Source organism: Acetatifactor aquisgranensis, from assembly GCF_943193215.1.
Classification (GTDB): Bacteria; Bacillota; Clostridia; order Lachnospirales; family Lachnospiraceae; genus Acetatifactor; species Acetatifactor aquisgranensis.
In genome coordinates this window covers 65,428-90,236 of sequence record NZ_CALPDH010000008.1, presented here as the reverse complement: position 1 = coordinate 90,236, position 24,809 = coordinate 65,428, and the positions used below count along the sequence as shown (strand labels likewise).

Here is a 24,809-nt window from a genome sequence, read left to right as displayed (position 1 = left end):
TTCTTCTCACACTTTTACAGTCCCAGGCTGTCCAGCCTGGCCTGGAGCCTGTCGAATTTATCCCGGTAAATCAAAGAGAGCAGACGATTCAGATTGCGCAGGCAGCGAACCGCCTGCTCTTTTGTGATCCAGTCATGGTCCATGGCATCGGCCAGCTCGTCCAGGTCCACCACTTTCACCGTCCCTTCCGGATCGATGATGACATCCGCCAGCAGATCCGTGTAAGTCATGCTCTCCTCCTCCGGGCAGATGGAAAAGTCTGCGATATCGCAGTACCAGCGGAGCAGGGAGCCGTCGCTGCGGTATACCTTGCTCACCTTGATGCCCTCTTTCAGGAAGAAGCAGGAACAGCCGTGGGAAAAGGCGGTTTTGGGGTTCAGGGTGTTCCATTTGGTGATGAGAGTCTCCTCGTCCTGGGCTACGATGATATCATCTTTCAGCAGGATGAGGTCTTCGGGGATGATTCGCTTGCGGTATATCTTGGATATGTTCATGGCAGGCTCCTTTTTATGTTTTTTTAATGATACAGCGGCGGTGAAAGATAGTCAATGCATAGGAATTTCTTTTTATGAAATTTCTACAGAAATTTACAGGTATAGTCTGCATGTGGGCTATTGTTGCCATGAATATAGTGAAAGGTAACTGTTTATAACTGTTTATAAATGAAAATATGACAAATCCTGTAATTGCCCTAGACATTTTTGGCAAAAATGAGTATAATCATATGTGGGCGGAAAGGGTCTTAGGTGCTGCGGAAGCGGCAGATTCGGTGGTGTTTGTATGAAACGGCGCAAAGATGATGAAAGAATCGTGTACCAGTCTCTTGCGATGATTACACAGTTTAGCCTGAACATGATAGTGCCCATAGCAATGATGTGCGCGGTGGGAATCTGGCTTGACAGCAAGGTGGGTACCTCTTGGATTACGATTCTTTTTTTTGTGATTGGCGCTGTGGCCGGAGGGCAGAATGTGTACCGCATGGCCAGGCGCATGTGCGGCGGGGAAGAGCCGGACAGAGGACAGGGAGTTTCCGATGAAGATGATCGAAGCGGCGAAAAGGATGAATAGGACGCTTTTGGAAATGCATATGGGCATGGTTTTCTTTGGACTGGTGTGCCAGATTGTGGGAGCTTTCCTGGTAAAAGAGCAGGGGACTTACGCGCTTGGCCTCTGGTTCGGCGTGGCGTTTGCCTTTGCGGGCAGCATCCATATGTGCCGTACCCTGGACAGGGCCTTGCTGTGCGGCAGTGAAGCATCGGGGATGGTCACGAGAGGATATCTGTTCCGCTATTTTCTGCTGGCCGTGGTGCTGGTGATCATCTCTGTGACAGAGGTGATGAACCCGCTGGTCTTTTTCCTGGGCTATATGAGTCTGAAAGTAACGGCTTATCTTCAGCCGATTACTCATAAATTGTGCAACAGGCTGTTCCATGAGGAGGATCTGGATCCTTTGCCGGAGGAGCCTGAGGCGCAGGAGGGAGAAATCCCGGCTTCAAAATATTAAGGAAAGAGAGGTGAGAGTATGGGATATGGAATTTTGCTGTCCGGCGGGGCAGAGGTGGATTTTAATATCCATGGGGTGTTTCAGTATTCCTTTTTCGGGCATCCGGTATGGATTACCACATCGCACATATGCATCCTGATTGTGATGCTTCTGCTGATAGCCTTTGCCATTGCCGCGAACCGGTGCATGGCGAAAGCCACGCAGGTGCCGGGCAGCTTTCAAAATGTGGTGGAAATGATTGTCGAGAAGCTGGATGGCATGGTAGGCGGCTCTATGGGCCAGGCTGCTCCGAAGTATTACAATTACATCGGAACCATTTTTATCTTTATCCTGGTCAGCAACATATCTGGTCTGCTGGGCCTGCGGCCTCCCACGGCGGATTACGGCGTGACGCTGCCCCTTGCGATTCTGACGTTTTCATTGATTCATTACAACAAATGGAAATATCAGAAACCCCTGACGATTTGGACGGATCTCTGTTCTCCGTTGCCGCCCTGGCTGCCGATATGGCTGCCCATCAATGTGATCAGCGCGATCGCGGTGCCGATTTCGCTGTCATTGCGTCTGTTCGCGAACGTCCTTTCGGGAACGGCCATGATGGCGCTGCTGTACGGACTGCTCGGATGGTTCGCCACAGCTTGGCCCGCAGCGCTTCATGTGTACTTTGATTTGTTCTCAGGGGCAATCCAGACTTACGTGTTCTGCATGCTGACCATGACATACATTTCAAATGAGATTGGTGATGGAACCAGACGTTAACAGATGAGAAGTATTTTGCTGGTATTATGATTTATTCATATTTTTATTTAGGAGGAAAAAAGAATGGATTTCAATGAAAACTTTATCTTAGGATGTTCCGCAATTGGCGCAGGTCTGGCAGTTATCGCCGGTATCGGACCTGGTGTCGGACAGGGTATCGCGGCAGGACACGCCGCGGCGGCAGTGGGACGCAACCCCGGCGCACAGCCCAAGGTCATGCAGACCATGCTTCTTGGTCAGGCAGTGGCTGAGACCACAGGTCTGTACGGCTTGCTGGTGGCAATTCTGCTGATGTTCGTGAAACCTCTTCTGCCCTGATAGTGCGGGAAGAATTTCTAAGGCGTCTGAAGGACGCCGCCTGGGAAATTCTAAATTCCGCACGGAAGAACGCAGGTGCAGCGTTCTTCCCGGAAATATCATAAATAAAGAGGCAGAAAGGAGGCAAAAATGATACTTTTAACAGAGGGTGAGTCCATGTCGAGATTGTTCGATCTGGACTGGCAGCTGTTGGCTGATTCCAGTCTGATGATTATTGCCATCTTTTTCCTGTTCCTGATTTTGAGCTATTTCCTGTTCAACCCTGCGCGGAAGATGCTGAACAGCCGTAAGGAGAAGATTCAGAACGAGCTGGATACCGCAAAGACTTCCCTGGAGAACGCGCAGAGCCTGAAGCAGGAATATGAGACGAAGCTGAAGGAAATCGATAAGGAAGCCGAGGGCATCTTAAGCGAGGCGCGCAAGAGGGCGCTGGCCAATGAGAACGCGATTGTGGCCGAGGCGAAGGAAGAGGCGGCCCGTATCCTGGACAGGGCCCGGGTGGAAGCGGAACTTGAAAAGCAGAAGATGTCCGATGACGTGAAGCGGGAGATCATCGTAATCGCGTCCCTGATGGCAGGCAAGATTGTGTCGGCATCCGTGGATACCGCCATGCAGAATCAGCTGATAGACGAGACCTTGAAGGAAATGGGTGATAAGACATGGCTAAATTAGTATCCAAGACATACGGTGAAGCCTTGTACGAAGTAGCCGTGGAGGCGGGCAAGACTTCAGAACTGATGGAGGAAATCCGCTGTGTGGAAGAGATACTGGCATCTAATCCTGAGTTCGACGAGCTGATGGGGCATCCCGGAGTTCCGAAACAGGAGAAGCTCCAGGTGGTGGAGAGCGTCTTCAAGGGGCGGATCAGCGACGAGCTGACAGGCCTTTTGGAGGTGGTGGTCTCCAAGGAACGCTACCGGGAGCTGGGGGCCATCTTTACCTATTTCGTCAACAGGGTGAAAGAGGAGCAGAGGATCGGCATGGCCTATGTGACCACTGCCGTAGAGCTGGACGCGGGCCAGAGGGACGCGGTGAAAGAAAAGCTCCTGGAGACCAGCGGCTATGAGAAGATGGAGATGCATTATGAGGTGGATGCCTCTATCATTGGCGGAATGATTATCCGTATCAATGACAGAGTGGTGGACAGCAGTGTCCGCACGAAGTTGGATGGTTTGAAAAAACAATTATTACAAATTCAGTTGGGATGACCGGCTGGAAGAAAGGTGCGACAGATCCATGAATTTAAGACCGGAAGAAATAAGTTCAGTTATCAAGGATCAGATTAAGAGGTATGCCTCTACGCTGGATGTGTCCGATGTAGGTACGGTCATCCAGGTGGCGGACGGCATCGCCCGTGTCCATGGACTGGAAAACGCCATGCAGGGTGAACTGCTGGAATTTCCCGGAGAAGTCTACGGCATGGTGCTGAATCTGGAAGAAGATAACGTGGGCGTAGTGCTTTTGGGCAGTGCGAAGAACATTAATGAAGGCGACACTGTCAAGACGACCGGACGCGTGGTTGAAGTTCCGGTAGGGGATGCGCTGGTGGGGCGCGTGGTCAATGCGCTGGGACAGCCCATTGACGGCAAGGGACCCGTTCAGACGAATAAATATCGTAAGATTGAGCGTGTGGCCAGCGGCGTCATCACAAGAAAGAGCGTAGATACCCCTCTCCAGACAGGTATCAAGGCAATCGACGCCATGATTCCTATCGGAAGAGGCCAGCGCGAGCTGATTATCGGTGACCGTCAGACAGGTAAGACGGCCATCGCGATTGATACCATCATCAACCAGAAAGGCCAGAACGTAAAATGTATCTATGTTGCAATCGGCCAGAAGGCTTCCACGATTGCCAATATTGTGAAGACCCTGGAAGAATACGGGGCAATGGCATACACGACTGTGGTAGTGTCCACGGCCAGTGACCTTGCGCCCCTGCAGTACATCGCTCCCTACTCAGGCTGTGCTATCGGCGAGGAGTGGATGGAGAACGGAGGGGATGTTCTGGTGGTGTACGATGACCTGAGCAAGCATGCGACGGCATACCGTACACTCTCCTTGCTGCTCCGTCGTCCGCCCGGGCGTGAGGCTTATCCCGGCGACGTATTCTATCTGCATTCCAGACTGCTGGAGCGCGCGGCCAGGATGAATGAGGAGTACGGCGGAGGATCCCTTACGGCGCTGCCCATCATCGAGACCCAGGCAGGAGACGTGTCCGCATACATTCCTACCAATGTCATCTCCATTACCGACGGCCAGATTTATCTGGAGACGGAGATGTTCAACTCGGGCTTCCGCCCTGCCATCAATGCGGGCCTTTCCGTATCCCGTGTAGGCGGCGCTGCCCAGATCAAGGCCATGAAGAAAATCGCGGCGCCCATCCGTACGGAGCTGGCCCAGTACAGAGAGCTGGCAAGCTTTGCCCAGTTCGGCTCCGAGCTGGATGACAATACCAAGGAGACTCTGGCACAGGGCGAGCGCATCAGAGAGGTGCTCAAGCAGCCCCAGTACGATCCCATGCCTGTCCAGTACCAGGTCATCATCATCTATGCGGCGACCCGCAGGTACCTGCTGGATGTGCCCACGGAAGACATCACCAGATTCGAGAAGGAATTCTTTGAATTTTTGGACACCAAGTATCCTGAAGTTCCCGGAAACATTGCATCCGAAAAGGTGATATCCGATGAGACGGAAGCCACCCTGAAGAAAGCGATTGAGGAGTTTAAGGCGCAGTTTAAGTAGAAAGAGGATATAGATTATGGCATCAATGCGTGATATAAAGCGTCGCAAAAGCAGTATCCAGGGGACGCAGCAGATTACCAAAGCCATGAAGCTGGTATCCACTGTGAAACTGCAGCGCGCCAGAGCCAGCGCGGAGCGCTCAAAAGGGTATTTTACCTGCATGTACGACACGGTGAACAATATCCTGCAGCGCGTAGGACATATAGATCATCCCTATCTGACGCCCGGGGAATCCCAGAGGAAAGCGGTAGTCGTAATTACGTCCAACCGCGGACTGGCAGGCGGCTACAACTCCAATGTGACGAAGCTGGTGACCAGACATCCCCAGTGGAAGAAAGAGGAGCTGGACATCTACTGCCTGGGAAATAAGGGCCGGGAGACTTTTGCGCGCTATGGCTACGGAATCAAGGAGTGCGACAACGACATCGTGGAGAGCCCCGTGTACGCGGACGCCGCCGCGCTGTCGGCAAAGCTTCTGGCTTCCTACGCGGCGGGTGAAATCGGCGAGATTTATCTGGCCTACACCGGCTTCAAGAACACGGTGAGCCATGTGCCCACGCTGCTGCGCCTGCTTCCGGTGGACATCTCCGAGGAAGAGGGAACGGCCCGGAACGAGCCGTCGGGCGAGGTTTCCGCAATCATGAACTTTGAGACAGAGGATACCGAGGCGCTGGACCTGCTCATCCCCAAGTACGTCACCAGCCTGATTTACGGGGCGCTGCGGGAGTCAGTGGCCAGTGAGAACGGCGCGCGTATGCAGGCCATGGACAATGCGACCAGCAATGCTGAGGAAATGATAAGCGATCTGACGCTGAAATACAACAGGGCCCGTCAGGGCTCCATCACACAGGAACTGACAGAAATCATTGCCGGTGCCGAAGCTTTGGGCTAAGTGTGAATGAAAGATTTACTATGAAATGAGATTTATGCCCGCGCAAGCGGGCGGGAAAGAGGTAGAAATGGCAGGAGAAAACAGAGGCAAGGTTACCCAGGTCATCGGCGCGGTGCTGGACATCCGCTTCGATGAGGGTAAGCTGCCTGAAATCAACGAAGCTATTCGCATTCCTACCAGAGACGGCGCTGAACTGACCGTGGAGGTTTCCCAGCATCTGGGCGATGACACCGTAAGGTGTATCGCCATGGGAAGCACGGACGGTCTGGTGAGAGGAATGGACGCGGTGGCCACAGGTGCCCCTATATCCGTTCCGGTGGGCGAGAAGACCCTGGGGCGTATCTTCAATGTCCTGGGCCAGCCCATTGACAACAAGCCGGCTCCGGAAGGAGTCTCCTATGAGCCCATTCACAGGCCTGCGCCGAAGTTCGAGGAGCAGGCTACGGAGAAAGAGCTTCTGGAGACAGGCATTAAAGTCGTAGATTTGCTGTGCCCTTATCAGAAGGGCGGTAAGATCGGTCTGTTCGGCGGCGCAGGCGTGGGCAAGACGGTTCTGATTCAGGAGCTGATCCGTAATATCGCTACGGAGCACAGCGGCTATTCCGTGTTCACCGGTGTGGGCGAGCGTACCCGTGAGGGAAATGACCTTTACCATGAGATGATGGAGTCGGGCGTTATCGACAAGACCACCATGGTATTCGGGCAGATGAACGAGCCCCCCGGAGCCAGAATGCGCGTGGGCCTTACGGGGCTTACCATGGCGGAGTATTTCCGTGACAAGGGCGGCAAGGACGTGCTGCTGTTCATCGACAATATTTTCCGTTTCACACAGGCGGGCAGCGAGGTTTCCGCTCTGCTGGGCCGTATGCCTTCAGCAGTGGGTTACCAGCCTACGCTGCAGACGGAGATGGGCGCCCTGCAGGAGAGGATCACTTCCACCAAGAACGGTTCCATTACTTCCGTGCAGGCAGTCTATGTGCCTGCGGACGACCTGACCGACCCGGCGCCGGCCACCACATTTGCCCATCTGGATGCGACCACCACATTGTCCCGTTCCATCGTGGAGCTGGGCATCTATCCGGCAGTGGATCCGCTGGAGTCCACCTCCCGTATCCTGGATCCCAGAATCGTGGGCGAGGAGCATTATCAGACGGCCCGCGGTGTACAGGAGATACTCCAGCGTTACAAGGAGCTGCAGGATATCATCGCCATCCTTGGTATGGACGAATTGTCGGAGGAAGACAAGCTAGTAGTATCCAGGGCGCGTAAGGTGCAGAGATTCCTGTCCCAGCCTTTCTTCGTAGCAGGCCAGTTCACCGGCATGGAAGGAAAATATGTGCCCATCAACGAGACAATCCGCAGCTTCAAGGAGATTCTGGAAGGCAGGCATGACGATATTCCGGAGAGTTATTTCCTGAACGCGGGCAGCATCGATGACGTGCTGGCGAGAGTATCATAAGGATGGAGGGTGACTATGGCAGATAAAAGCGGCTTCCTTCTGCGCATCATCACGCCTGACAGGGTCTTCTATGAGAACCGGGCGGATATGGTGGAATTCAACACGACAGAGGGAGAGATTGGCGTGCTGCCGGGACATATTCCGATGACAGTGATCGTGAAGCCTGGCATCCTTTACATCCATGAGACGGAGGAGGAGAAGAAAGCGGCCCTGCATGCGGGGTTCGCGGAGATTCTGCCGGAGGGTGTGACGATTCTGGCCGAAGTCATCGAATGGCCCGGCGAGATTGACGAAAACCGTGCGAAATCCGCTATGGAGCGGGCAGAGCAGCGCTTACAGGGCAAGACTGCCGATACGGATGTGGCCAGGGCCGAGACGGCGCTGCAGAGGGCCATCGCGCGGATACAGGTATTGAAGAATGGCTGACCATTCCTAAAATAATAAGAATCCGGAGCGCAGGCGGCGCGAAAGGCAGCCGCTGGTAACAGTTAGAGGAAAAGGCGCATATGCTGTAAAAAAGCCTTAAGAGGAACGCATATGGAATTTCACTCGAAACTGTTACAGCCGCTTCCGGAAAGCAGGACAAGGGGCTGTAACGGGCCCCTTCCTTTTTATATGACCTACCCCGATTACCGGGGAGCGGAGAATGAGGAAAGATTATTACGGGATTTGGAATATTTACAGCAGATATATCCGGGAGAGGTAAGGCGCTGTCAGCGGAGGATAGCGGAAATCCTGGACAGGACAGACTATGAGGGCAGCATGATTTATGACGAATATCCGGACAGGTACAGCCTGCAGGCATTGGCGAAGTCGATGTGCAGGATTCTGGAGAATGAGGAAGGAAATGCGCCTGCGGAGGACATGGTACAGGTCCTTTTGTGCAATGAAGTATACAAGCGCCGCCATGGGGGCCGCAGAGGGAGCTTCCTGGCGTGGCCGTAGGCCCGGCGTTTTGAAAAAGAATAGGAAACAGACATAAGATGTAAAACGGGAAATGGATGAAAGGCATTCCATGCATGGATAAACTAAGAGAATTCTTCCGGCAGCTGCCGGATCAAAATATCATACAGATTACACTGAGCAATACAAGGGACGCGACCCGGGCCGCAAAGGTAAAGCTGCGCCCGGTGCTGATCAGAGGGAAAGTAAGCTTTCAGGAGACCCTCTACAGGGGCACACAGGTCTTCCACTCTAATCTGGAGAAAGAGGAGCTGGCAGAGCGCCTGACCGGATACATGGAGAGCCTGTTCGGGCAGGCCCAGATAAGCTGCGCCGGGATGGAGGCGAATATCCTTGTGGGCAAAAAGGGAACTGTGACAATAAAGACGAAAAAAAGAAATAATTCAGACGATAATACGAACAGGCTTCCGAATATGTCCCATGACCGCTCAAAACGATATATCCTGCGGGAGGGAGAGCCGGTGGACTTCCTGGTCAGCCTCGGGGTGCAGACGCCCCAGGGGCGCATCGTCAAGGCAAAGTACGACAAATTCCGGCAGATTAACCGATATCTGGAATTCATAGAGGATATTCTGGAAAAGCTTCCTGCAGACCGTACCATCCGTATCGTGGATTTCGGCTGCGGGAAGTCCTATCTGACTTTCGGCATGTACTACTATCTGAACCGGCTTCAGGGCAGGGACATCCGGGTGACAGGGCTGGACCTAAAAGAGGATGTCATCCGCCATTGCGGCGAGCTGGCCCATAAACTCCGGTACGACGGACTGACTTTCATGCAGGGGGATATCAGCACTTTCCAGGATGCGGAAAAAGTGGACATGGTGGTGTCGCTCCATGCCTGCGACAAGGCCACGGATTACGCTCTGGAAAAGGCCGTGAAATGGGGGGCATCCGTAATCCTGGCGGTACCATGCTGCCAGCATGAGCTGAACGGACAGATGCAGTGCCGGGAGCTTGAGCCTGTGCTGAGATACGGCGTGATCAGAGAGCGGATGGCTGCGCTGATTACGGACGCCCTGCGGGCGGACCTGCTGGAGGAGCAGGGTTATGACACGCAGATTCTGGAGTTCATCGACATGGAACACACGCCGAAGAATCTGATGATCAGGGCCGTGAAGTCCGGCAGGATACGCCCCGGGAGCGCGCGTGCCGGAGGGAGCGCAGCGCTGGAGCACATTATGGAATTCCTGCACGTGGACCCCACCCTGAAGGAGCTGTTATATGAAGAAGACAATCATTAAGCTTTTCGTATGCTGCCTGGTCTTTCTGCTGGCAACGTTCATAGTGAATCAGTTTATGAACAGAGGGCATGACAACCTGACCATGGAGATGGCGCCTGCCTCCTACCCCATAGTCACCATGGTGATGAACGGCATGGAATGCAATGAACTCCACGGCTACGGCGGGGCTGTGGACATAGCCTTTCAGCGGGACGCTGTGACTGTGCTGGGGGAGAGCAGGGATACCGGCTTTGTGGTGGATACCTACGGCGCGGAGGTGTCAGGTATTTCCATTCAGGTGAGGAGCTCGGACGGCACCAGGCTGATTGAGGATACCGAGATTACGGATTACTTTGAGACGGAGGGGCGCATCAGCGGTACTATCGCCCTGAAAGATCTGATTGAACGGGATACCGAATATTCTTTGACGATACTGATCACTCTGGGCGGAGAAAAGCAGATTTCCTACTACACGAAAGTCGTATGGAGCGACAGCTTCCATGTGGAGGAAAAGCTGGATTTCTGCCGGGATTTTCATGAGCGCCTGTACGATAAGGAGGCGGCCAGGGAACTGACCAAGTATCTGGAGTCCAATGCCCGGCTGGAGGACAACAAATCTTATCACAAGGTGAATATCTACAGCAGTTTCCGCCAGATTACATGGGGGGACTTAGGTGTGGTGGAGATAGGAGAGCCCGTATACAGGCTGACGGAGATTGCTGAGCAGACAGCCTCTGTTCTGACAGATTACATGGTGGCCACATCGGAGGAGGGGGAGAGCACCTATTACAGGGTAAGGGAATATTTCCGCCTCCGCTATACCGCGGACAGGATTTATCTTCTGACTTACGAGCGCACCATGACCCAGATGCCGGAACGGAAGAGGCTGTGCGTGGATGGCAGGATTGAGCTTGGCATCACCGATGCGGATGTGGACATGCTCGAAAGCGAAGACGGAAATGTAGTGGTATTCGAGACGGCGAAGCAGCTCTACTGCTACAACATCACCACCAATAAGCTGGCAGCGGTGTTCAGCTTCTATGACGCGGAGAACGCGGATGCCCGTACCATGTACGATCAGCACGATATCAAGATACTGAATGTGGACGAGGGCGGCAATGTACAGTTTGCCGTCTACGGATATATGAACCGGGGAAGACATGAAGGAGAGGTGGGCATCCAGCTGTACACCTACAACAGCGGGCAGAACACGGTGGAGGAGCTGCTCTACATCCCTTATGACAGGCCCTATTCCGTGCTGGCGGCCCAGATGGAAGAGCTTCTGTATTTAAACCGTGAGCAGAAACTGTATCTGGTGCTGGACGGGGAGGTATATGGGATTGATCTGGTCCAGAAAACCTATTCGCTTCTCATAGAGACCATCCATGACGAAGGGCTTCAGGTATCGGAGAACCACAAAATCATCGTGTGGCCCTCCGGGGAAGATATCTATCACAGCGATGCGCTGAACATCCAGAATCTGGGCAGCGATACCAGGAAAAGCATTACGGTGCCCTCCGGGGAGGTCATCAGACCCTTGGGTTTCATGGACGAGGACATCATCTACGGCATAGCCCATGCGGCAGATGTGACGGAGGAAAATTCCGGCAGGATTCTATTTCCCATGCATACCATCCGCATCTGCAATTCAGACGGCGAGCTTCTGAAAGAGTATGGACAGGCAGGGATTTATGTCACGGAATGCACCGTGGAAGCCAACCAGATTACACTGGATCGGGTGAGAGAGACCGAACCCGGCTATTATCAGGAGATAGAACAGGATCATGTGATGAACAATATGGAGGAGGAAACCGGGAAGAATGTGGTGACGGTCCTGGAGACGGAAAAGTACAAACAATATATAGCCATTCAGATGCGGAAAACCACGGAGGGCAAGTCGGCCATGATTCTGACCCCCAAGGAAGTGATGTACGAGGGAGGCAGGAGACTTTCCCTGCCGGAGCGGAAAGAGCGGGAGAGGTATTATGTGTACGGAGCTTACGGCGTCTGCGGCATCTTTTATTCTCCCAGCCGCGCTGTGGACCTTGCCTATGGGGCCTCCGGGATGGTGATGGACGAGGGCGGCCAGCTAATCTGGCGGCGGGGGAACCGGGCGGCGAAGAACCAGATTATGGCCATCAAGGAGGCGGAGGCCACGCCGGAGAATGGCGCGCTGACCATATGCCTGAATACGATGCTGTCTTACGAGGGGATCAACAAGAACACCCAATATTATCTGGAGCGGGGAGAAACCATCCTTGAGATTCTTCAGGAGAGTCTGTCGGACACGGTGATTCTGGACCTCGCCGGCTGCGGTCTGGACGCGGTGCTGTACTATGTGAATCAGGACATCCCCGTGCTGGCGCTGACGGAAAATGAGGGAGCCGTGCTGCTGGTGGGCTTCAACGAGATAGAGGTGGGCATCATGAATCCGTCCACAGGCAGCATATATACCATGAAGAACAGCGAGGCTGCAGAATGGTTCGGGAAGAGCGGAAACCAGTTCATAACCTATCTGCGGAAGTGACGGCCTGCCGCTGTCAACAGGCGGCGCCGCGAAGTCAGGGCTGTTTTACGGCTGGACGAATCCGGGAAGATATGTTAGAATATTTCCATAATCAGGAATTTTCGGAAATGATTTCAAAATAGAGGAATACATGAGAACCAGGAGGTAGGGAACATGAAAGTGGAGAAGATACCGGCATTGATAGGACTGGTGCTGATTATTCTGCTGGCTTTTCTCATTATATGGCAGGCGGGGATTTTCGGCGTGTCCAGGGACAGGCTGGAGCAGGACGCCAGGGAGAGGCAGAATATCGCCGGCAGCTGGGAAATGGCCCAGGATGTCAATGAGGATGTCTGTGCCATGCTTTTCTATGATGATGTCAGAGAGAATTACACCTATTCCATATACCTGACAAAGGAGGGGCTGTCATACGGCTACTTCTTCAGGCAGGGCGGTACCGATGCCTATATGGAGGAGGGAGTGAAAGGCGTGGTATTTGAAGACAAAGGAATCGCGCTGCTGTCCCTGAATGAGGACAAGGTATGTAAAATCGTAGTGGACAGCAATGCGGATCAGAAAACCATTCAGGTCAACGCTGAAGAACCTTTCGCCGTGGTGCTCCCCATCGAGTGCGGAGCGATTACCATGTACGACGCGCAAGGCAACATCGTGACGCTTTATGATACCTTTACCGGCGCCTGAAGACAGGGCCGCCGGATATCCGGAATCCGGCGGCCTTTCAAATAAAACCTCAATCAGGAGTTCAAATCCCCATTCTTGTATCTTGCCACGATGCTCTGAATCCTCTCATTGGGATTCAGCAGATCGCTGATGGAAGAGTCGTGATTCAGGGTGTCGATGATGTAGGCGATGTATTTGCTCATGTCACAGTTGATGTACCATTCCCGCTGCAGCAGTTCCGGAGTCTGGTAGATCAGGTTAGTGGTCAGCACCCGGTCTATGGTACCGTCCGCATATGCCATGTCGAATTTGTCCAGTCCATTGGTGAAGAGGCCGAAAGTGGCAAAGACGAAGATTTTGTTCGCCTTGCGGTTCTTCAGTTCGGCTGCCACTTCCAGCACGCTGTCCCCGGAGGAAATCATGTCGTCGATGATGATCATGTCCTTTCCCTCCACGCTGGTGCCCAGGAATTCATGGGCGATGATGGGATTGCGCCCATTGACGAGCTTGCTGTAATCCCGCCTCTTGTAGAACATTCCCATGTCCAGCCCCAGCACATTGGCGATATAGATGGCCCGGTACATGCCGCCCTCATCGGGGCTTATGATCATCATATGGTCCGAGTCCATCTGCAGATTGTCCACATGGCCCAGCAGTCCCTTGATGAACTGGTAGGCGGGCTGAACCGTCTCGAAGCCATGCAGAGGGATGGCATTCTGGACTCTGGGGTCATGGGCGTCAAAGGTGATGATATTGTCCACGCCCATCTGCACCAGTTCCTGGAGCGCCAGGGCACAGTCCAGGGATTCCCGGTTGGTGCGCTTATGCTGACGGCTCTCGTAGAGGAAAGGCATGATGACCGTGATGCGGCGGGCCTTTCCGCCCACAGCGGCAATGATCCGCTTCAGGTCCTGATAATGATCGTCCGGCGACATATGGTTCTCATGGCCGCACAGACTATAAGTCAGAGAGTAATTGCAGACATCCACCAGCAGATAGAGATCGAAGCCCCGGACGGATTCCTGGATGGTTCCCTTTGCCTCCCCGGATCCAAAACGGGGGACTTTCGTGTGCAGCAGGTAGGAGTCTTTCTGATAACCGGAGAAAGCCAGCGAGTCCTTGTGCTCGCTTTCCCGTTCCGCCCGCCATTTCACCAGATATTTGTCGATTCGTTCGGAGAGAGGCTTGCAGCCCTCCAGCGCGATAATTCCCAGAGAGCCTACGGGAATGGTTTCCAAGTTTCTTTTTTCTTCGCGGTTGCCCATGATGTGTCCCTTTCTATTCTTTTGCGTGCTTATTGGTTCCTTTGTTGTCTGAATCCGGAAGAAGATCTTGCAGGTACTATGTATGTTATGTGGCTGCGGCATTGGACAGGCGCTTTTTCAGGATGCGGATGTCCGGCCCGGTGAGCTTGCAGAGGGTAAAGCCGCTGGTGATTCGGGAGAAAATCCGGTCGGAATAGCGATCCCTGAGCTCTTCTAAACTGATATTGGTAGAAATCAAAGTGGACTTGCCGCGCAGATGACGTTCGTTGAGACAGGAAAACAGCTCGGAAGTCACAAAGCTGTTGGTGATTTCTGTCCCCAGGTCATCGATAATCAGCAGGTCGCAGCTGTACAAATCTTCGCATAAATCGTGGAGACTGTCTTTCAGCCTCCCGTCAAAAGTATATCTGGCCAGCGTGTCGAAGAGGCCGGACGCGCTGAAATAAATCACGGAATTGCCGTTTTTCAGCAACTCTCCCGCTATGCAGCCGGACAGGAAGCTTTTTCCGGTTCCCACAGTGCCATAGAAAAAGAGATTCTGATAATTTTCCCGGAAATCCTTTATGAATTTCCGGCTGATGTCCACCGCCGTCTCAAAACGGCGCAAATCGTCATCCCGATAATATGCATACGAAAGAGTGGAAAAATTTTCCCGTTCGATGGTGTCCTGTATATGGGACTGGGCATAAAGGATGGAGATTTCCTGCTGCCGGAAACAATGGCATTTTTCCCGGAGGCCGTTCCCGGAGGTGATATAGCCCGTGTCCTGACAGTCGGCGCAGCGGTATAAAGGCTCCAGATAATCGGCGGGAAAGCCGTGCTCTGCAAGGAGACATTTCTGTCTGGCGGTGACTTCAGCCAGCTCTTCATGCAGCCTGGCCAGAGCGTTCTCATCTCCCCCCAGCATGCGCCTTGCGCCGGCAACGGAGAGCGTGCTGATGGACTCCTCAAGCCGGCGGTATTCGGGCACGGTTTCATAGACTTTCTGTCTCCTGGTCTCCGCAAGAATCCTGTTCTCGTCCCTTGTGCGCTGGTATCCTTTTATGATGGCTTCGTACTGGGAATTGCTGAGTGCCACTTCTGATCTCCTTGTCTTTGTGCCTTACGGTCAGTTACTGACCAGTTCCTGTTCCAGAGCGACAAAATCATAGCTGTTCTGCGTGAACTGATTGAACTTATTATTGCCGCCGGATTGCTTGGAAGAGGCGGAGCCGGTGTTCTTCCTGCGCTGCTGGTACATATCATCGATTCCCTGGATGTCGGATTTGTGGTGCACGTTCTGGCGCTTCCAGCTGCTCAAGATGCTCTCAGCATACTCGAAGCGGTGCTTGTCCGTCGCCAGGACCGTGCGCTCGCAGGCCTCGATGATGATATCCACGGAAAAACCGTAATCTTTCAGCCAGCGCGTGATGAACTCCATCTCCTTGGCGGTGGGAGAATTGCTCTTCCCCAGCCCGTTCATGATAGTGTAGATATTCTTGTCGTAGCGGGTGGCGTTTTTCTGGGCCTGCTTGGGGGTGGTGATGCCCTGCTCCGCCCAGTTCACCGCAACTTTCTCTATGTACTTGAAATCCTTTTTGCCCCGATCCACACAGTATTGAATCAGATAGTCAATCAGGTCGTCAGAAAAATGCAGCACATCCGTGAAGTACAGGATGGTCTTGATCTCCGACGGCGTCAGCGGCTTTCCGATATAGGACTCCGCCACGAACAGAAGCTGGGTGGTCTCCTGCCTGTTCTTGAATTCCCTGAGCTGGTCGGCCGAGTAAGAGGGCTTTTCGTAGGGGGAAGTCTCCTGAGGCATGGGAACAGAGATGCTCTCTTCGGGAAAACGAATCTCCCGGGGACTCTCCGCCGGAGCTGCCGCCGCGGAGGGCACAGGCACGAAAGAGGCCGGAGTCCGGGGAACCGAAACAGCGCCGGATTCGGTCGCGGCGTTTAAATCGTGGATATGGATTCCCACCAGATTCTTGCTCCCGTCATAGTCCAGGCTTAAAATACGCTGCTTCTCCCAGTACTTGAGAGCGCGCAGCACATCCTTTTCCGTGTGGTTGAACTTGTCCGCGATATCGGACACACTGGTGGGCATTTGGGCATTCATCATGCGGAGCAGATAGAGGTAGACTTTCAGCTGCGCGTCATTGGCATCCTTCATATATTCATCGATGAAAAGATTGGACACTACCGTGGAATCCACATGATTATCCGGGTAAATCGTCAAACGCGCCATTTGGTCTCCCTGCCTCTCATAACAATCGCTTTAGTAGAAAAAGTATAGCATAAGGTCATAAAAAAAGAAATAGTAAAATTGCCGGAATCCATTTTGGGAATCGGGCCCGGGCAAAAATGTGGAAATTGTGGAAACGGTGTACAACTTTTCAGAGCCCCGGATTTTACAGGGCCTTTCTGAAAAAATATCCACAGTCCGGATTTCCATCTTTTCTGTGGATAATGTGGATAATTACGAACCAAGCAGATTTTCGCCGATTTTTACCACGTCTCCCGCCCCCATGGTTATCAACACATCGCCGTTTATGCAATTTTCCAAAAGGAAATTTTCTATCTCATCAAAACTCGGAAAATAATGGCACTCATGCCCAAGGGCCTGGATTTCCCGCTGCAGATCTTCCGAGTGGACGCCAAGGGTATCCGTCTCCCGGGCCGCGTAAATGTCCGCCAGCACCACTTCGTCCGCCAGGGACAGGGATTGCGCGAACTCTTTCAGATAAGCCTTTGTGCGGGTATAGGTGTGGGGCTGGAACACGCACCACAGCTTCCTGTGGGGGTAGTTTGCGGCAGCAGTCAAAGTGGCGGTGATTTCCGTGGGATGATGGGCATAGTCGTCGATGATGGTGACGCCGCCCACTTTGCCCTTGTACTCGAATCTGCGGTCGGTACCCTTATAGCCCCGCAGGGCGGTCTCCGCCGCCGCGCTGTCAATGGAAAGACAGTCGGCCAGCGCAAATGCCGCCAGAGCGTTCTTCACATTGTGCTCGCCGGGGACGCTTAAAACTACGGCCCGTTCCCTGCCCGCGGAATCGTGCAGGGTGAAAGCGGGATTGCCGAATTCGTCGTAGCGGATGTCCGTGGCATAATAGTCGCAGGTATTGCCGATGCCGAAAGTGACGACGCGGCAGGCCAGCCCATCGACGATCTCCTCCAGACGCTCTGTCTCCCCATTGATGATCAGACAGCCGTCTTCGGGCAGGAGCTGCGCGAACCGCCGGAAAGAATGGCGGATATCCTCCAGGTCTTTAAAGAAGTCGAGATGGTCTTCGTCTATGTTCAGGATGATGCCTATCTTCGGGAAGAAGTCCAGGAAGCTGTTGGTATACTCGCAGGCCTCCGTCACGAAGTAATCCGAATGTCCTATCCGCATATTGCCGCCGATGTCTTTCAGGATGCCTCCCACGGACAGGGTGGGATCCAGACCGGCGCCCAGGAGGATTTCGCTGATCATGGAGGTGGTAGTGGTCTTGCCGTGGGTGCCGCTGACGGCAATGGGAATCCGGTAATTCTTCATCACCTGTCCCATGAGCTGTCCCCTGGTCAGGCAGGGGAGATTCTTTTCGTGGACAGCCCTGTACTCCGGGTTGTCGGGGCGGATGGCGGCGGTGAAGACGGCGCAGTCTATCGTATCGGTAATATTTTCTGCCTTTTGTCCATAGAATACGGTAATCCCCTGTGCCTCCAGCATCCTGGTGGTGGCGCTGGGAGCGCGGTCGGAGCCTGACACCTGAAAGCCCGCGTCGGCCAGCAGTTCCGCCAGCCCGGACATGCTGATGCCGCCGATGCCCACAAAGTAGAGGGAGGAGGGATGATTGAAATCAATTGTATACATATCGCTGTACTTCCTTGTTGGATTTTCTTTTCATTATTATTATAGCACCGGCGGCGAAAAAAAATCAATATGAAATACAGTTTCCAAAGTTGACCAAGGTGACAGAGAAAATTGTGTGCATAAAATATAAAAAATAGAAAAAATATATAAAAATAGAGTCCATTATGCTGAAAATATGTTAATTTTCAACACAAATAAGAATATAAAAAATAAATATTTTGACATTAAATATTCCATTTTGTCAAGCCGTATGATATAATGTTGACACACAAGGACATTGTGTCAACTTTTGATTCCATGTGCGCCGGGGCGCACGGAACTGTGGCATAATGACTTCAACCAAAGCATGAAAGTCGAGCGCAGAAAGCCGTGTGGCGCGCGTTGATTATCAGATTTGACTTGCTCCGATAATACACGAAACAGAGGTGACAACCATGGTAAAGAAAGAAATGATTGCCATGCTGCTGGCAGGCGGGCAGGGCAGTCGGCTGGGCGTACTGACGTCCAAGATGGCAAAGCCTGCCGTGGCGTTCGGAGGAAAGTACCGAATCATTGACTTTCCGCTCTCCAACTGCATCAATTCGGGAGTGGACACGGTGGGAGTCCTGACCCAGTATCAGCCCCTGCGGCTGAATTCCCATATCGGAATAGGCATCCCCTGGGATCTGGACCGCAATATCGGCGGCGTCACGGTGCTGCCGCCCTATGAGAGAAGCTCCAACAGCGAATGGTATACGGGCACGGCCAACGCCATCTACCAGAATCTGGAATATATGGAGGGCTATCACCCCGATTATGTGCTGATTCTGTCAGGGGACCATATCTACAAGATGGACTACGAGCTCATGCTGGACTTTCATAAGGACAACAATGCGGATGTGACCATCGCCGTCATGCCGGTGCCCATGGAGGAGGCTGGCCGCTTCGGCATCATGATAGCCGATGAGAAGCGCAGGATTACGGATTTTGAAGAAAAGCCCAGACATCCCAGGAGCAATCTGGCCAGTATGGGCATCTATATCTTCAACTGGAAGACCCTGAAAAAGGCCCTGGTAGCCATGGCGGAACAGCCTGCGCTGGACTTTGGCAAGCATGTGATTCCCTACTGTCACAGGAAAGGCGCGTTCCTTTACGCCTACGAGTTCAACGGTTACTGGAAGGATGTAGGCACTCTGCATTCCTACTGGCAGGCCAATATGGAGCTGATCGACATCGTACCGGAGTTCAATCTGTATGAGGAATACTGGAAGATCTACACCAAGAGCGAGATTCAGCCGCCCCAGTATTTTGCGCCGGACAGCATAGTGGAGACAAGCATCATCGGCGAGGGCACGGATGTCTACGGCAAGGTGTACAACTCCGTCATAGGCTGCGGGGTCACCATCGGCAGGGACACGGTAGTCCGGGATTCCATCATCATGAACCAGACCCAGATTGGAAACCATTGCGAGCTATACAAGGCCATCGTGGCGGAGGAGGTGCGGATAGGCGATTACGTGAAGCTGGGGCTGGGAGAGCCGGTGGAGAATGAAATCGCCCCGCATATCTATAACCATGACATCGTGACTATAGGGGAGCGGAGTGTCATCCCCAACGGCATTACGGTGGGGAAGAACGCGGTGATTTCCGGCGTCACCACAGGACTGGATTACGAGAATTCCTATCTGCCAGGGGGCAAAACTTTGATTAAGGCAGGTGAACAGCAATGAGGGCAATCGGAATCATTTTGGCCGGCGGCAATAACCGCAGGATGCAGGAGCTGTCACACAAACGCGCCGTGTGCGCCATGCCTATCGCGGGCAGCTACCGCAGTATCGATTTTACCTTGAGCAACATGTCGAATTCCCATATCCAGAAGGTGGCGGTGCTGACCCAGTACAATGCCAGCAGCCTGCATGAACACCTAAGCTCCTCCAAATGGTGGGATTTCGGGCGCAAGCAGGGCGGCTTATATGTATTCACACCGGCGGTGACAGCGCAGAACAGCAACTGGTACAGGGGCACGGCGGATGCCATTTACCAGAATCTGGATTTCCTAAAGAGCAGCCATGAACCCTATGTGCTGGTGGCATCGGGGGACGGCGTGTACAAGATGGATTATGGCAAGGTGCTGGAATATCATATCGAGAGAAAGGCGGATATCACCGTGGTCTGCCGGGATATGAGCCCCCAGGCGGATCTGGAGCGCTTCGGGACCATCCGCATGAATGAGGAGAGCCGTATCGAGGAATTCGAGGAAAAGCCGCTGCAGGCTATATCCAGGGTCATCTCCTGCGGCATCTACATCCTCCGCAGGCGCCAGCTCATAGAGATGGTGGAGAAATGCATCGAGGAGGACCGGTACGATTTCGTCAGGGACATCCTCATCCGCCATAAGGATGTGAAACGAATCTTTGGTTACAAGATAAAGGATTACTGGAGGAACATAGCCTCGGTGGAGGATTACTACAGCACCAACATGGACTTCCTGAAATCCGAGGTGCGGAATTATTTCTTCAAGCAATACCCGGACATCTATTCCAAGGTGGACGACCTGGCCCCTGCAAAGTATAATGTGGGAGCCAGCGTGCGGAACAGCCTGATATCCAGCGGCTGCATCGTCAACGGTGTTGTAGAGAACTCCGTCGTATTCAAAAAGAGTTATATAGGCAATAATTGTGTCATCAAGAATTCCATCATTCTGAATGATGTGTATATCGGCGACAACACTTACATCGAGAATTGCATCTTAGAAAGCCATAGCACCATTCGGGCAAATTCCCGCTATGTGGGGGAAGATGGGCAGATTCGCATTGTAGTAGAGAGAAACGAAAGATACACGATGTGACATAGGTGGCTTTATACTGCAGACCGCCGGGCTTTACAATTAGGAAAACGAACAAAGATCCCGTCGGTGATCTGCAGTCGGGATTTGTAGCAAGTTTTACTGGTGTGCGGTATGGATTCCGAGTAAGGGGGTTTAAGAGATGCAGGTTACAGATGTTCGCGTGCGAAAGATTGCGAAGGAGGGCAGGATGAAGGCGATTGTGTCCATTACCTTGGACGAGGAATTCGTAGTACATGATATCAAGGTAATAGAAGGAGACAAGGGGCTGTTCATTGCAATGCCCAGCAAGAGGACGGCAGATGGAGAATACAAGGATATTGCCCATCCCATCAATGCGTCCGCCAGAGAAGCGATCCAGAAAGTCATCCTGGAGAGCTACAGGAGGGCCCTGACGGAGCCGGACGGGGAATGAGACGTGACAGCATAGGATAAAAGACAATTAAATCCCCAAAAAGCCATGGCGGTAAGCGCCATGGCTTTTTTTACATGTGTTTACTGCTTTTCGTCTTCTTTCAGAAGACCGTCCTGCGTCAGCCGGTATACTTTCCGGCAGACTTCCGAAATATATTTCCTGTCGTGGGAGATGCTGAGGATGGCTCCCGGGAATTCTGACAGCATGCCCCGTATCACAGGGGCGGACAGAGCGGAGAAGTTCCTGGTGGGCTCGTCCAGAACCAGCACGTTTGCTCCGGACAGGCTCATTTTCAATAGCAGCACTTTCGCTTTCTGGCCGCCGGACAGCTCGGCGATGGAGTGGTCCATCTCGTCGGCGGTATATTTCAGGGAGCCCAGGAAAGTCCGGATGCGGGTGGTCTCTTCCTTGTCGCCGGATGCGGCAAGGTATTCCACCGGCGTCATCTCCAGATGCAGCAGGTCTTCGTAATTCTGGGGCATATACGCGGCGCGGATGTCCGTCCGGGCAAGAAGCTGCTTTGCTATCAGCCGGAGCAGCGTGGTCTTTCCCGCGCCGTTTTTGCCGATGATGCCGATTTTTTCAGGGCCGCGGATGTGCAGGGAGATATTTTCGGCCAGCACATGGGACTGGTCCGGCGTGCGCAGGCAGTCCAGGGAAAATTCGATGACGGTCTTCCCGGCGGGAATCGCCCGGGATTTTTCACCAAGCTTGAAGAAGATGGCGGATTCTTCCTCCGGCATCTGGGTCATTTCGGCGTCCTGCCGCTCGAAGCGATGCTCCAGGCTTTTGACCGCTTTCATCTTTTTCTTCAGGAGCCTGCCCTTTGCGTCGCGGTCCGCTTTGGAGATATTGTCCAGACGGGAGGCCACGCTCTGCTCGATTTTGAGGATTTTCTCATCCCGGATTTCCTTTTCCCGGCGCTCGGCTGCCGCCTGCCTGGCCTGCCTTTCAAACTTATCGCCGCGCTCGTCTTTGTACCGCAGATAGGGAACATGGGCTACCGTATATCGGCAGACGCTTTTGCGGCGAAGCTGTTCGATGTGGATGACCATGTTGGCGGTGCGTTCGATCAGCGTCTCGTCGTGGGAGATGAAGAGCACGATGCCCGGCCATTCCAGAATCAGGGCTTCCAGCCATTCCAGGGTCTCGATGTCCAGGTCATTGGAGGGCTCATCCAGCAAAAGGGCTGTGGGCCGGGACAAAAGCAGGCGCATCATCTGTGCCTTGACCTTTTCGCCGCCGGACAGGGTGCCCATGAGCTGGTCGCCGTAGAAGAAGTCCTGGGGCAGGTGGAACTTGCCTGCGAGAGCGCTTAGATCCCGGGGGGACTGCTCGTAGAATGCCGGACAATCCGCAAAGAATTCGTAGAGGGTCTTCTCGCGGTCTTCCCTGGGCAGTTCCTGGGGCAGATACGCCATCTGTTCCCGGGCCGTGATTCGCTCGCCCTTAGCTTCGGCATAATTTTCAATCAGTTCCGGGTCATAGAGCCATTTCAGCAGAGTGGACTTGCCATTGCCCTCCTCGCCGATGATGACGGCTTTGTCTCCGCTATTCAGCGCGCAGGTAAAGTCCTGCAGGATGACGCGGAAATCTTTTTTGTGGGTGATGCTTAATTTTCTTATCTGTAACATATAAGGCCTCCTGCTTTAAGCCCGCCGGGATGCTTTCAGCGGACTCCTTGCTAAAGCCTGGGCTTTTGCCTGCGGAGCCGGCCTTAAGTCTGCGCTCGAAGGAAGCCTGTGTCCTGTTGCTGGGGAATATGCCGTAAATGGGAAAAACTGCCCGGCAGGAATCTTTTCCGGGTTTTGGGGCGCTATAATGAAATCCCTGTGGAATAGCGGCATAGAAAAAGGCTTCAAAAATGAGGCGATAGACTGATTCGGCATACGCAAACAAACCTGTACCACAGGCTTGCTTTAAACTGTCTGCTGCTCCAAATCATGTTATCGACTGCTCATTCTTTCACCTTCTACCGAATGGTACCTTTCTGTTGACTGGCTTTATTTTAGCATAATGGAATCTGGATGGCAAGAAATTTTTTTGATTTCGGCCATTGCTGTGGTATAAAAGTAAGAAAATGCTTGCTATTATTCGCCCCATCGAATATAATATGGAATGTACGGAGACGTATTGGTGGAGGTACAATATGAAATATATGACGGCAAGTCAAGCAGCAGATAAATGGAATATATCGCAAAGACGGGTTCAGATTCTGTGTGCCCAAAACAGAATAGAGGGCGTTTTTAAACTTGGTGAAAACTGGGCAATTCCGTTGGATGCGGAAAAACCAAATGATAAAAGAAGGAAGGCGGATTGCCATTATGAGAAAGCTTAATGTTGTGGATCTCTTTTGCGGATGCGGGGGATTTTCAAAGGGATTTGAAGAAGCCGGTTTTAAAATCTGTTTTGGAATTGATATGTGGAAAGATGCTACGATTACATATCAGAAAAATTTTCCGGAAGCAGCAGTTCTGAATGAAGACATAACAAAGGTTTCAGGAAAGGACATTCTGGAAGGTAGCAGACTAAATGCGAATGAAGTTGACGTCATTATCGGAGGTCCCCCGTGCCAGGGTTTTTCCGTGTCCGGGAAGAGAATGATAGATGATGAAAGGAACAGGCTTTACAAATCTTATGTACAGATTGTTTCTCAAATAAAACCTAAAGTGTTCGTAATGGAGAATGTGCCAGGGCTTGTGAGACTGTTTAAAGGTCAGGTTGCAGAACAGGTAAAGGAAGATTTTACAAATATCGGATATCATGTGCAAATGCAGATACTATCGGCGGATGCTTATGGCGTTCCGCAGCAGAGAAAAAGAGTGTTTTTCGTCGGTATCAGAGATGATTTGGCTGAAAGGGGTATCGAATATTCTTACCCGGAACCTGTGAGAGGGGTGGGAATGGGATTGGATGTCTGGACTAGCAAGGATGCCATAAGCGATTTGGATTTTGTGCCTGATGACAGGGTTCTCGGCGAGGATATTGCGTATAAACTGCCTGCAGAAAATGATTATCAGAAAACAATGCGGCAGGGCAGTAAGAGTATATTGAACCATTCGATAACTCTGCATAATACCAGGACGAAAGAGATTATAGCGATGGTTCCGGATGGTGGAAATTATAAAGATTTGCCGGAAGAATTGTGGAATACAAGGAAAGTACATATTGCCTGGACAAGGATGGATAGCAGAAAACCATGTTTTACAATAGATACAGGACATAACCATCATTTCCATTATAAGGAGAACAGGGTGCCTACGGTAAGAGAATCTGCGAGAATACAGTCGTTTCCGGATACATTTGAATTTGTGGGCATAAAGACAAGCCAGTTAAAACAGGTAGGGAATGCAGTGCCTCCTTTGTTGGCCAAAGCTATAGCAGAAAGCTTGAAAGATATTTTGAAGGAGGAAGAATAAT

General features: G+C 52.5%; 25 protein-coding genes. 19 read left to right on the top strand and 6 right to left on the bottom strand.

Going from position 1 to position 24,809, the window contains the following annotated elements; all coding sequences use genetic code 11:
• Window positions 1-14: 14 nt before the first annotated feature.
• The gene (locus NFS35_RS08875; protein WP_251206774.1) at window positions 15-494 is read right to left on the bottom strand and encodes a DUF402 domain-containing protein; all 480 of its coding nucleotides are present in this window, start codon (window positions 492-494) and stop codon (window positions 15-17) included.
• A gap of 286 nt (window positions 495-780) precedes the next feature.
• On the opposite strand from NFS35_RS08875, the gene NFS35_RS08870 reads away from it, so the two are divergent.
• The 14 genes from NFS35_RS08870 (at window position 781) to NFS35_RS08805 (ending at window position 13,065) form a co-directional block, all read left to right on the top strand.
• Window positions 781-1,068 carry an AtpZ/AtpI family protein gene (locus tag NFS35_RS08870; RefSeq protein WP_251206773.1) on the top strand — a complete coding sequence of 96 codons (288 nt, stop codon included), beginning with the start codon at window positions 781-783 and terminating at the stop codon, window positions 1,066-1,068.
• Complete coding sequence (locus tag NFS35_RS08865) at window positions 1,034-1,504, top strand: ATP synthase subunit I (protein WP_251206772.1); 471 nt, start codon at window positions 1,034-1,036, stop codon at window positions 1,502-1,504. The genes NFS35_RS08870 and NFS35_RS08865 overlap by 35 nt, the downstream gene beginning before the upstream one ends.
• Before the next feature lie 18 nt (window positions 1,505-1,522).
• Window positions 1,523-2,263: a F0F1 ATP synthase subunit A gene (atpB, locus tag NFS35_RS08860; protein ID WP_251206771.1), complete on the top strand. Its 741-nt coding sequence runs from the start codon at window positions 1,523-1,525 to the stop codon at window positions 2,261-2,263.
• Window positions 2,264-2,326: 63 nt separating this feature from the next.
• Complete coding sequence (atpE, locus tag NFS35_RS08855; protein WP_103239897.1) at window positions 2,327-2,581, top strand: ATP synthase F0 subunit C; 255 nt, start codon at window positions 2,327-2,329, stop codon at window positions 2,579-2,581.
• 156 nt (window positions 2,582-2,737) lie between these two features.
• Entirely contained in the window at window positions 2,738-3,253 is a 516-nt protein-coding gene (gene atpF / locus NFS35_RS08850) for a F0F1 ATP synthase subunit B (protein WP_334303551.1), read from the top strand.
• Window positions 3,241-3,789, top strand: coding sequence for an ATP synthase F1 subunit delta (gene atpH, locus NFS35_RS08845; RefSeq protein ID WP_251206769.1), 549 nt, complete (start codon window positions 3,241-3,243; stop codon window positions 3,787-3,789). The genes atpF and atpH overlap by 13 nt, the downstream gene beginning before the upstream one ends.
• 28 nt (window positions 3,790-3,817) lie before the next feature.
• A complete protein-coding gene (gene atpA / locus NFS35_RS08840) occupies window positions 3,818-5,323 on the top strand; it encodes a F0F1 ATP synthase subunit alpha (RefSeq protein WP_251206768.1) in 1,506 nt (501 codons plus the stop codon).
• A gap of 16 nt (window positions 5,324-5,339) precedes the next feature.
• Window positions 5,340-6,215 carry an ATP synthase F1 subunit gamma gene (atpG, locus tag NFS35_RS08835; RefSeq protein ID WP_251206767.1) on the top strand — a complete coding sequence of 292 codons (876 nt, stop codon included), beginning with the start codon at window positions 5,340-5,342 and terminating at the stop codon, window positions 6,213-6,215.
• Between the two features lie 67 nt (window positions 6,216-6,282).
• Entirely contained in the window at window positions 6,283-7,674 is a 1,392-nt protein-coding gene (gene atpD, locus NFS35_RS08830) for a F0F1 ATP synthase subunit beta (RefSeq protein ID WP_251206766.1), read from the top strand.
• A 15-nt stretch (window positions 7,675-7,689) separates the two neighbouring features.
• On the top strand, window positions 7,690-8,100 hold the full coding sequence (gene atpC / locus NFS35_RS08825) for an ATP synthase F1 subunit epsilon (RefSeq protein ID WP_251206765.1): 411 nt from the start codon (window positions 7,690-7,692) through the stop codon (window positions 8,098-8,100).
• A gap of 111 nt (window positions 8,101-8,211) precedes the next feature.
• On the top strand, window positions 8,212-8,619 hold the full coding sequence (locus tag NFS35_RS08820; protein ID WP_251206764.1) for a hypothetical protein: 408 nt from the start codon (window positions 8,212-8,214) through the stop codon (window positions 8,617-8,619).
• A 74-nt stretch (window positions 8,620-8,693) separates the two neighbouring features.
• Window positions 8,694-9,878, top strand: a complete 1,185-nt coding sequence (locus NFS35_RS08815) for a class I SAM-dependent methyltransferase (protein ID WP_251206763.1) — start codon at window positions 8,694-8,696, stop codon at window positions 9,876-9,878.
• Complete coding sequence (locus NFS35_RS08810) at window positions 9,859-12,384, top strand: hypothetical protein (protein WP_251206762.1); 2,526 nt, start codon at window positions 9,859-9,861, stop codon at window positions 12,382-12,384. The genes NFS35_RS08815 and NFS35_RS08810 overlap by 20 nt, the downstream gene beginning before the upstream one ends.
• A 153-nt stretch (window positions 12,385-12,537) precedes the next feature.
• Window positions 12,538-13,065 carry a hypothetical protein gene (locus NFS35_RS08805; RefSeq protein WP_251206761.1) on the top strand — a complete coding sequence of 176 codons (528 nt, stop codon included), beginning with the start codon at window positions 12,538-12,540 and terminating at the stop codon, window positions 13,063-13,065.
• 53 nt (window positions 13,066-13,118) lie between these two features.
• On the opposite strand, the gene NFS35_RS08800 is transcribed toward NFS35_RS08805, so the two are convergent.
• The 4 genes from NFS35_RS08800 to murC all read right to left on the bottom strand — a co-directional run bounded on the left by NFS35_RS08800 (window position 13,119) and on the right by murC (window position 18,150).
• On the bottom strand, window positions 13,119-14,309 hold the full coding sequence (locus tag NFS35_RS08800) for a ribose-phosphate pyrophosphokinase (RefSeq protein WP_251206760.1): 1,191 nt from the start codon (window positions 14,307-14,309) through the stop codon (window positions 13,119-13,121).
• An 85-nt stretch (window positions 14,310-14,394) separates the two neighbouring features.
• On the bottom strand, window positions 14,395-15,387 hold the full coding sequence (locus tag NFS35_RS08795) for an ATP-binding protein (protein WP_251206759.1): 993 nt from the start codon (window positions 15,385-15,387) through the stop codon (window positions 14,395-14,397).
• A gap of 30 nt (window positions 15,388-15,417) precedes the next feature.
• Window positions 15,418-16,539, bottom strand: coding sequence for a DnaD domain protein (locus NFS35_RS08790; RefSeq protein WP_251206758.1), 1,122 nt, complete (start codon window positions 16,537-16,539; stop codon window positions 15,418-15,420).
• A gap of 231 nt (window positions 16,540-16,770) precedes the next feature.
• Window positions 16,771-18,150: a UDP-N-acetylmuramate--L-alanine ligase gene (murC, locus tag NFS35_RS08785; RefSeq protein WP_251206757.1), complete on the bottom strand. Its 1,380-nt coding sequence runs from the start codon at window positions 18,148-18,150 to the stop codon at window positions 16,771-16,773.
• 434 nt (window positions 18,151-18,584) lie between these two features.
• On the opposite strand from murC, the gene NFS35_RS08780 reads away from it, so the two are divergent.
• The 3 genes from NFS35_RS08780 to spoVG all read left to right on the top strand — a co-directional run bounded on the left by NFS35_RS08780 (window position 18,585) and on the right by spoVG (window position 21,389).
• Window positions 18,585-19,859: a glucose-1-phosphate adenylyltransferase gene (locus tag NFS35_RS08780; RefSeq protein ID WP_251206756.1), complete on the top strand. Its 1,275-nt coding sequence runs from the start codon at window positions 18,585-18,587 to the stop codon at window positions 19,857-19,859.
• Entirely contained in the window at window positions 19,856-20,977 is a 1,122-nt protein-coding gene (gene glgD / locus NFS35_RS08775) for a glucose-1-phosphate adenylyltransferase subunit GlgD (protein ID WP_251206755.1), read from the top strand. Before NFS35_RS08780 ends, glgD begins: the two co-directional genes overlap by 4 nt.
• Window positions 20,978-21,116: 139 nt before the next feature.
• A complete protein-coding gene (gene spoVG / locus NFS35_RS08770) occupies window positions 21,117-21,389 on the top strand; it encodes a septation regulator SpoVG (RefSeq protein ID WP_251206754.1) in 273 nt (90 codons plus the stop codon).
• Between the two features lie 80 nt (window positions 21,390-21,469).
• Here the strand turns inward: spoVG and NFS35_RS08765 are convergent, their stop codons facing one another.
• On the bottom strand, window positions 21,470-23,023 hold the full coding sequence (locus tag NFS35_RS08765; protein ID WP_251206753.1) for an ATP-binding cassette domain-containing protein: 1,554 nt from the start codon (window positions 23,021-23,023) through the stop codon (window positions 21,470-21,472).
• Window positions 23,024-23,538: 515 nt separating this feature from the next.
• Between NFS35_RS08765 and NFS35_RS08760 the strand changes: the two genes are divergently transcribed.
• Window positions 23,539-23,727, top strand: a complete 189-nt coding sequence (locus NFS35_RS08760) for a helix-turn-helix domain-containing protein (RefSeq protein ID WP_251206752.1) — start codon at window positions 23,539-23,541, stop codon at window positions 23,725-23,727.
• A complete protein-coding gene (locus NFS35_RS08755; protein WP_251206751.1) occupies window positions 23,714-24,808 on the top strand; it encodes a DNA cytosine methyltransferase in 1,095 nt (364 codons plus the stop codon). The genes NFS35_RS08760 and NFS35_RS08755 overlap by 14 nt, the downstream gene beginning before the upstream one ends.
• Window position 24,809 lies beyond the last annotated feature (1 nt).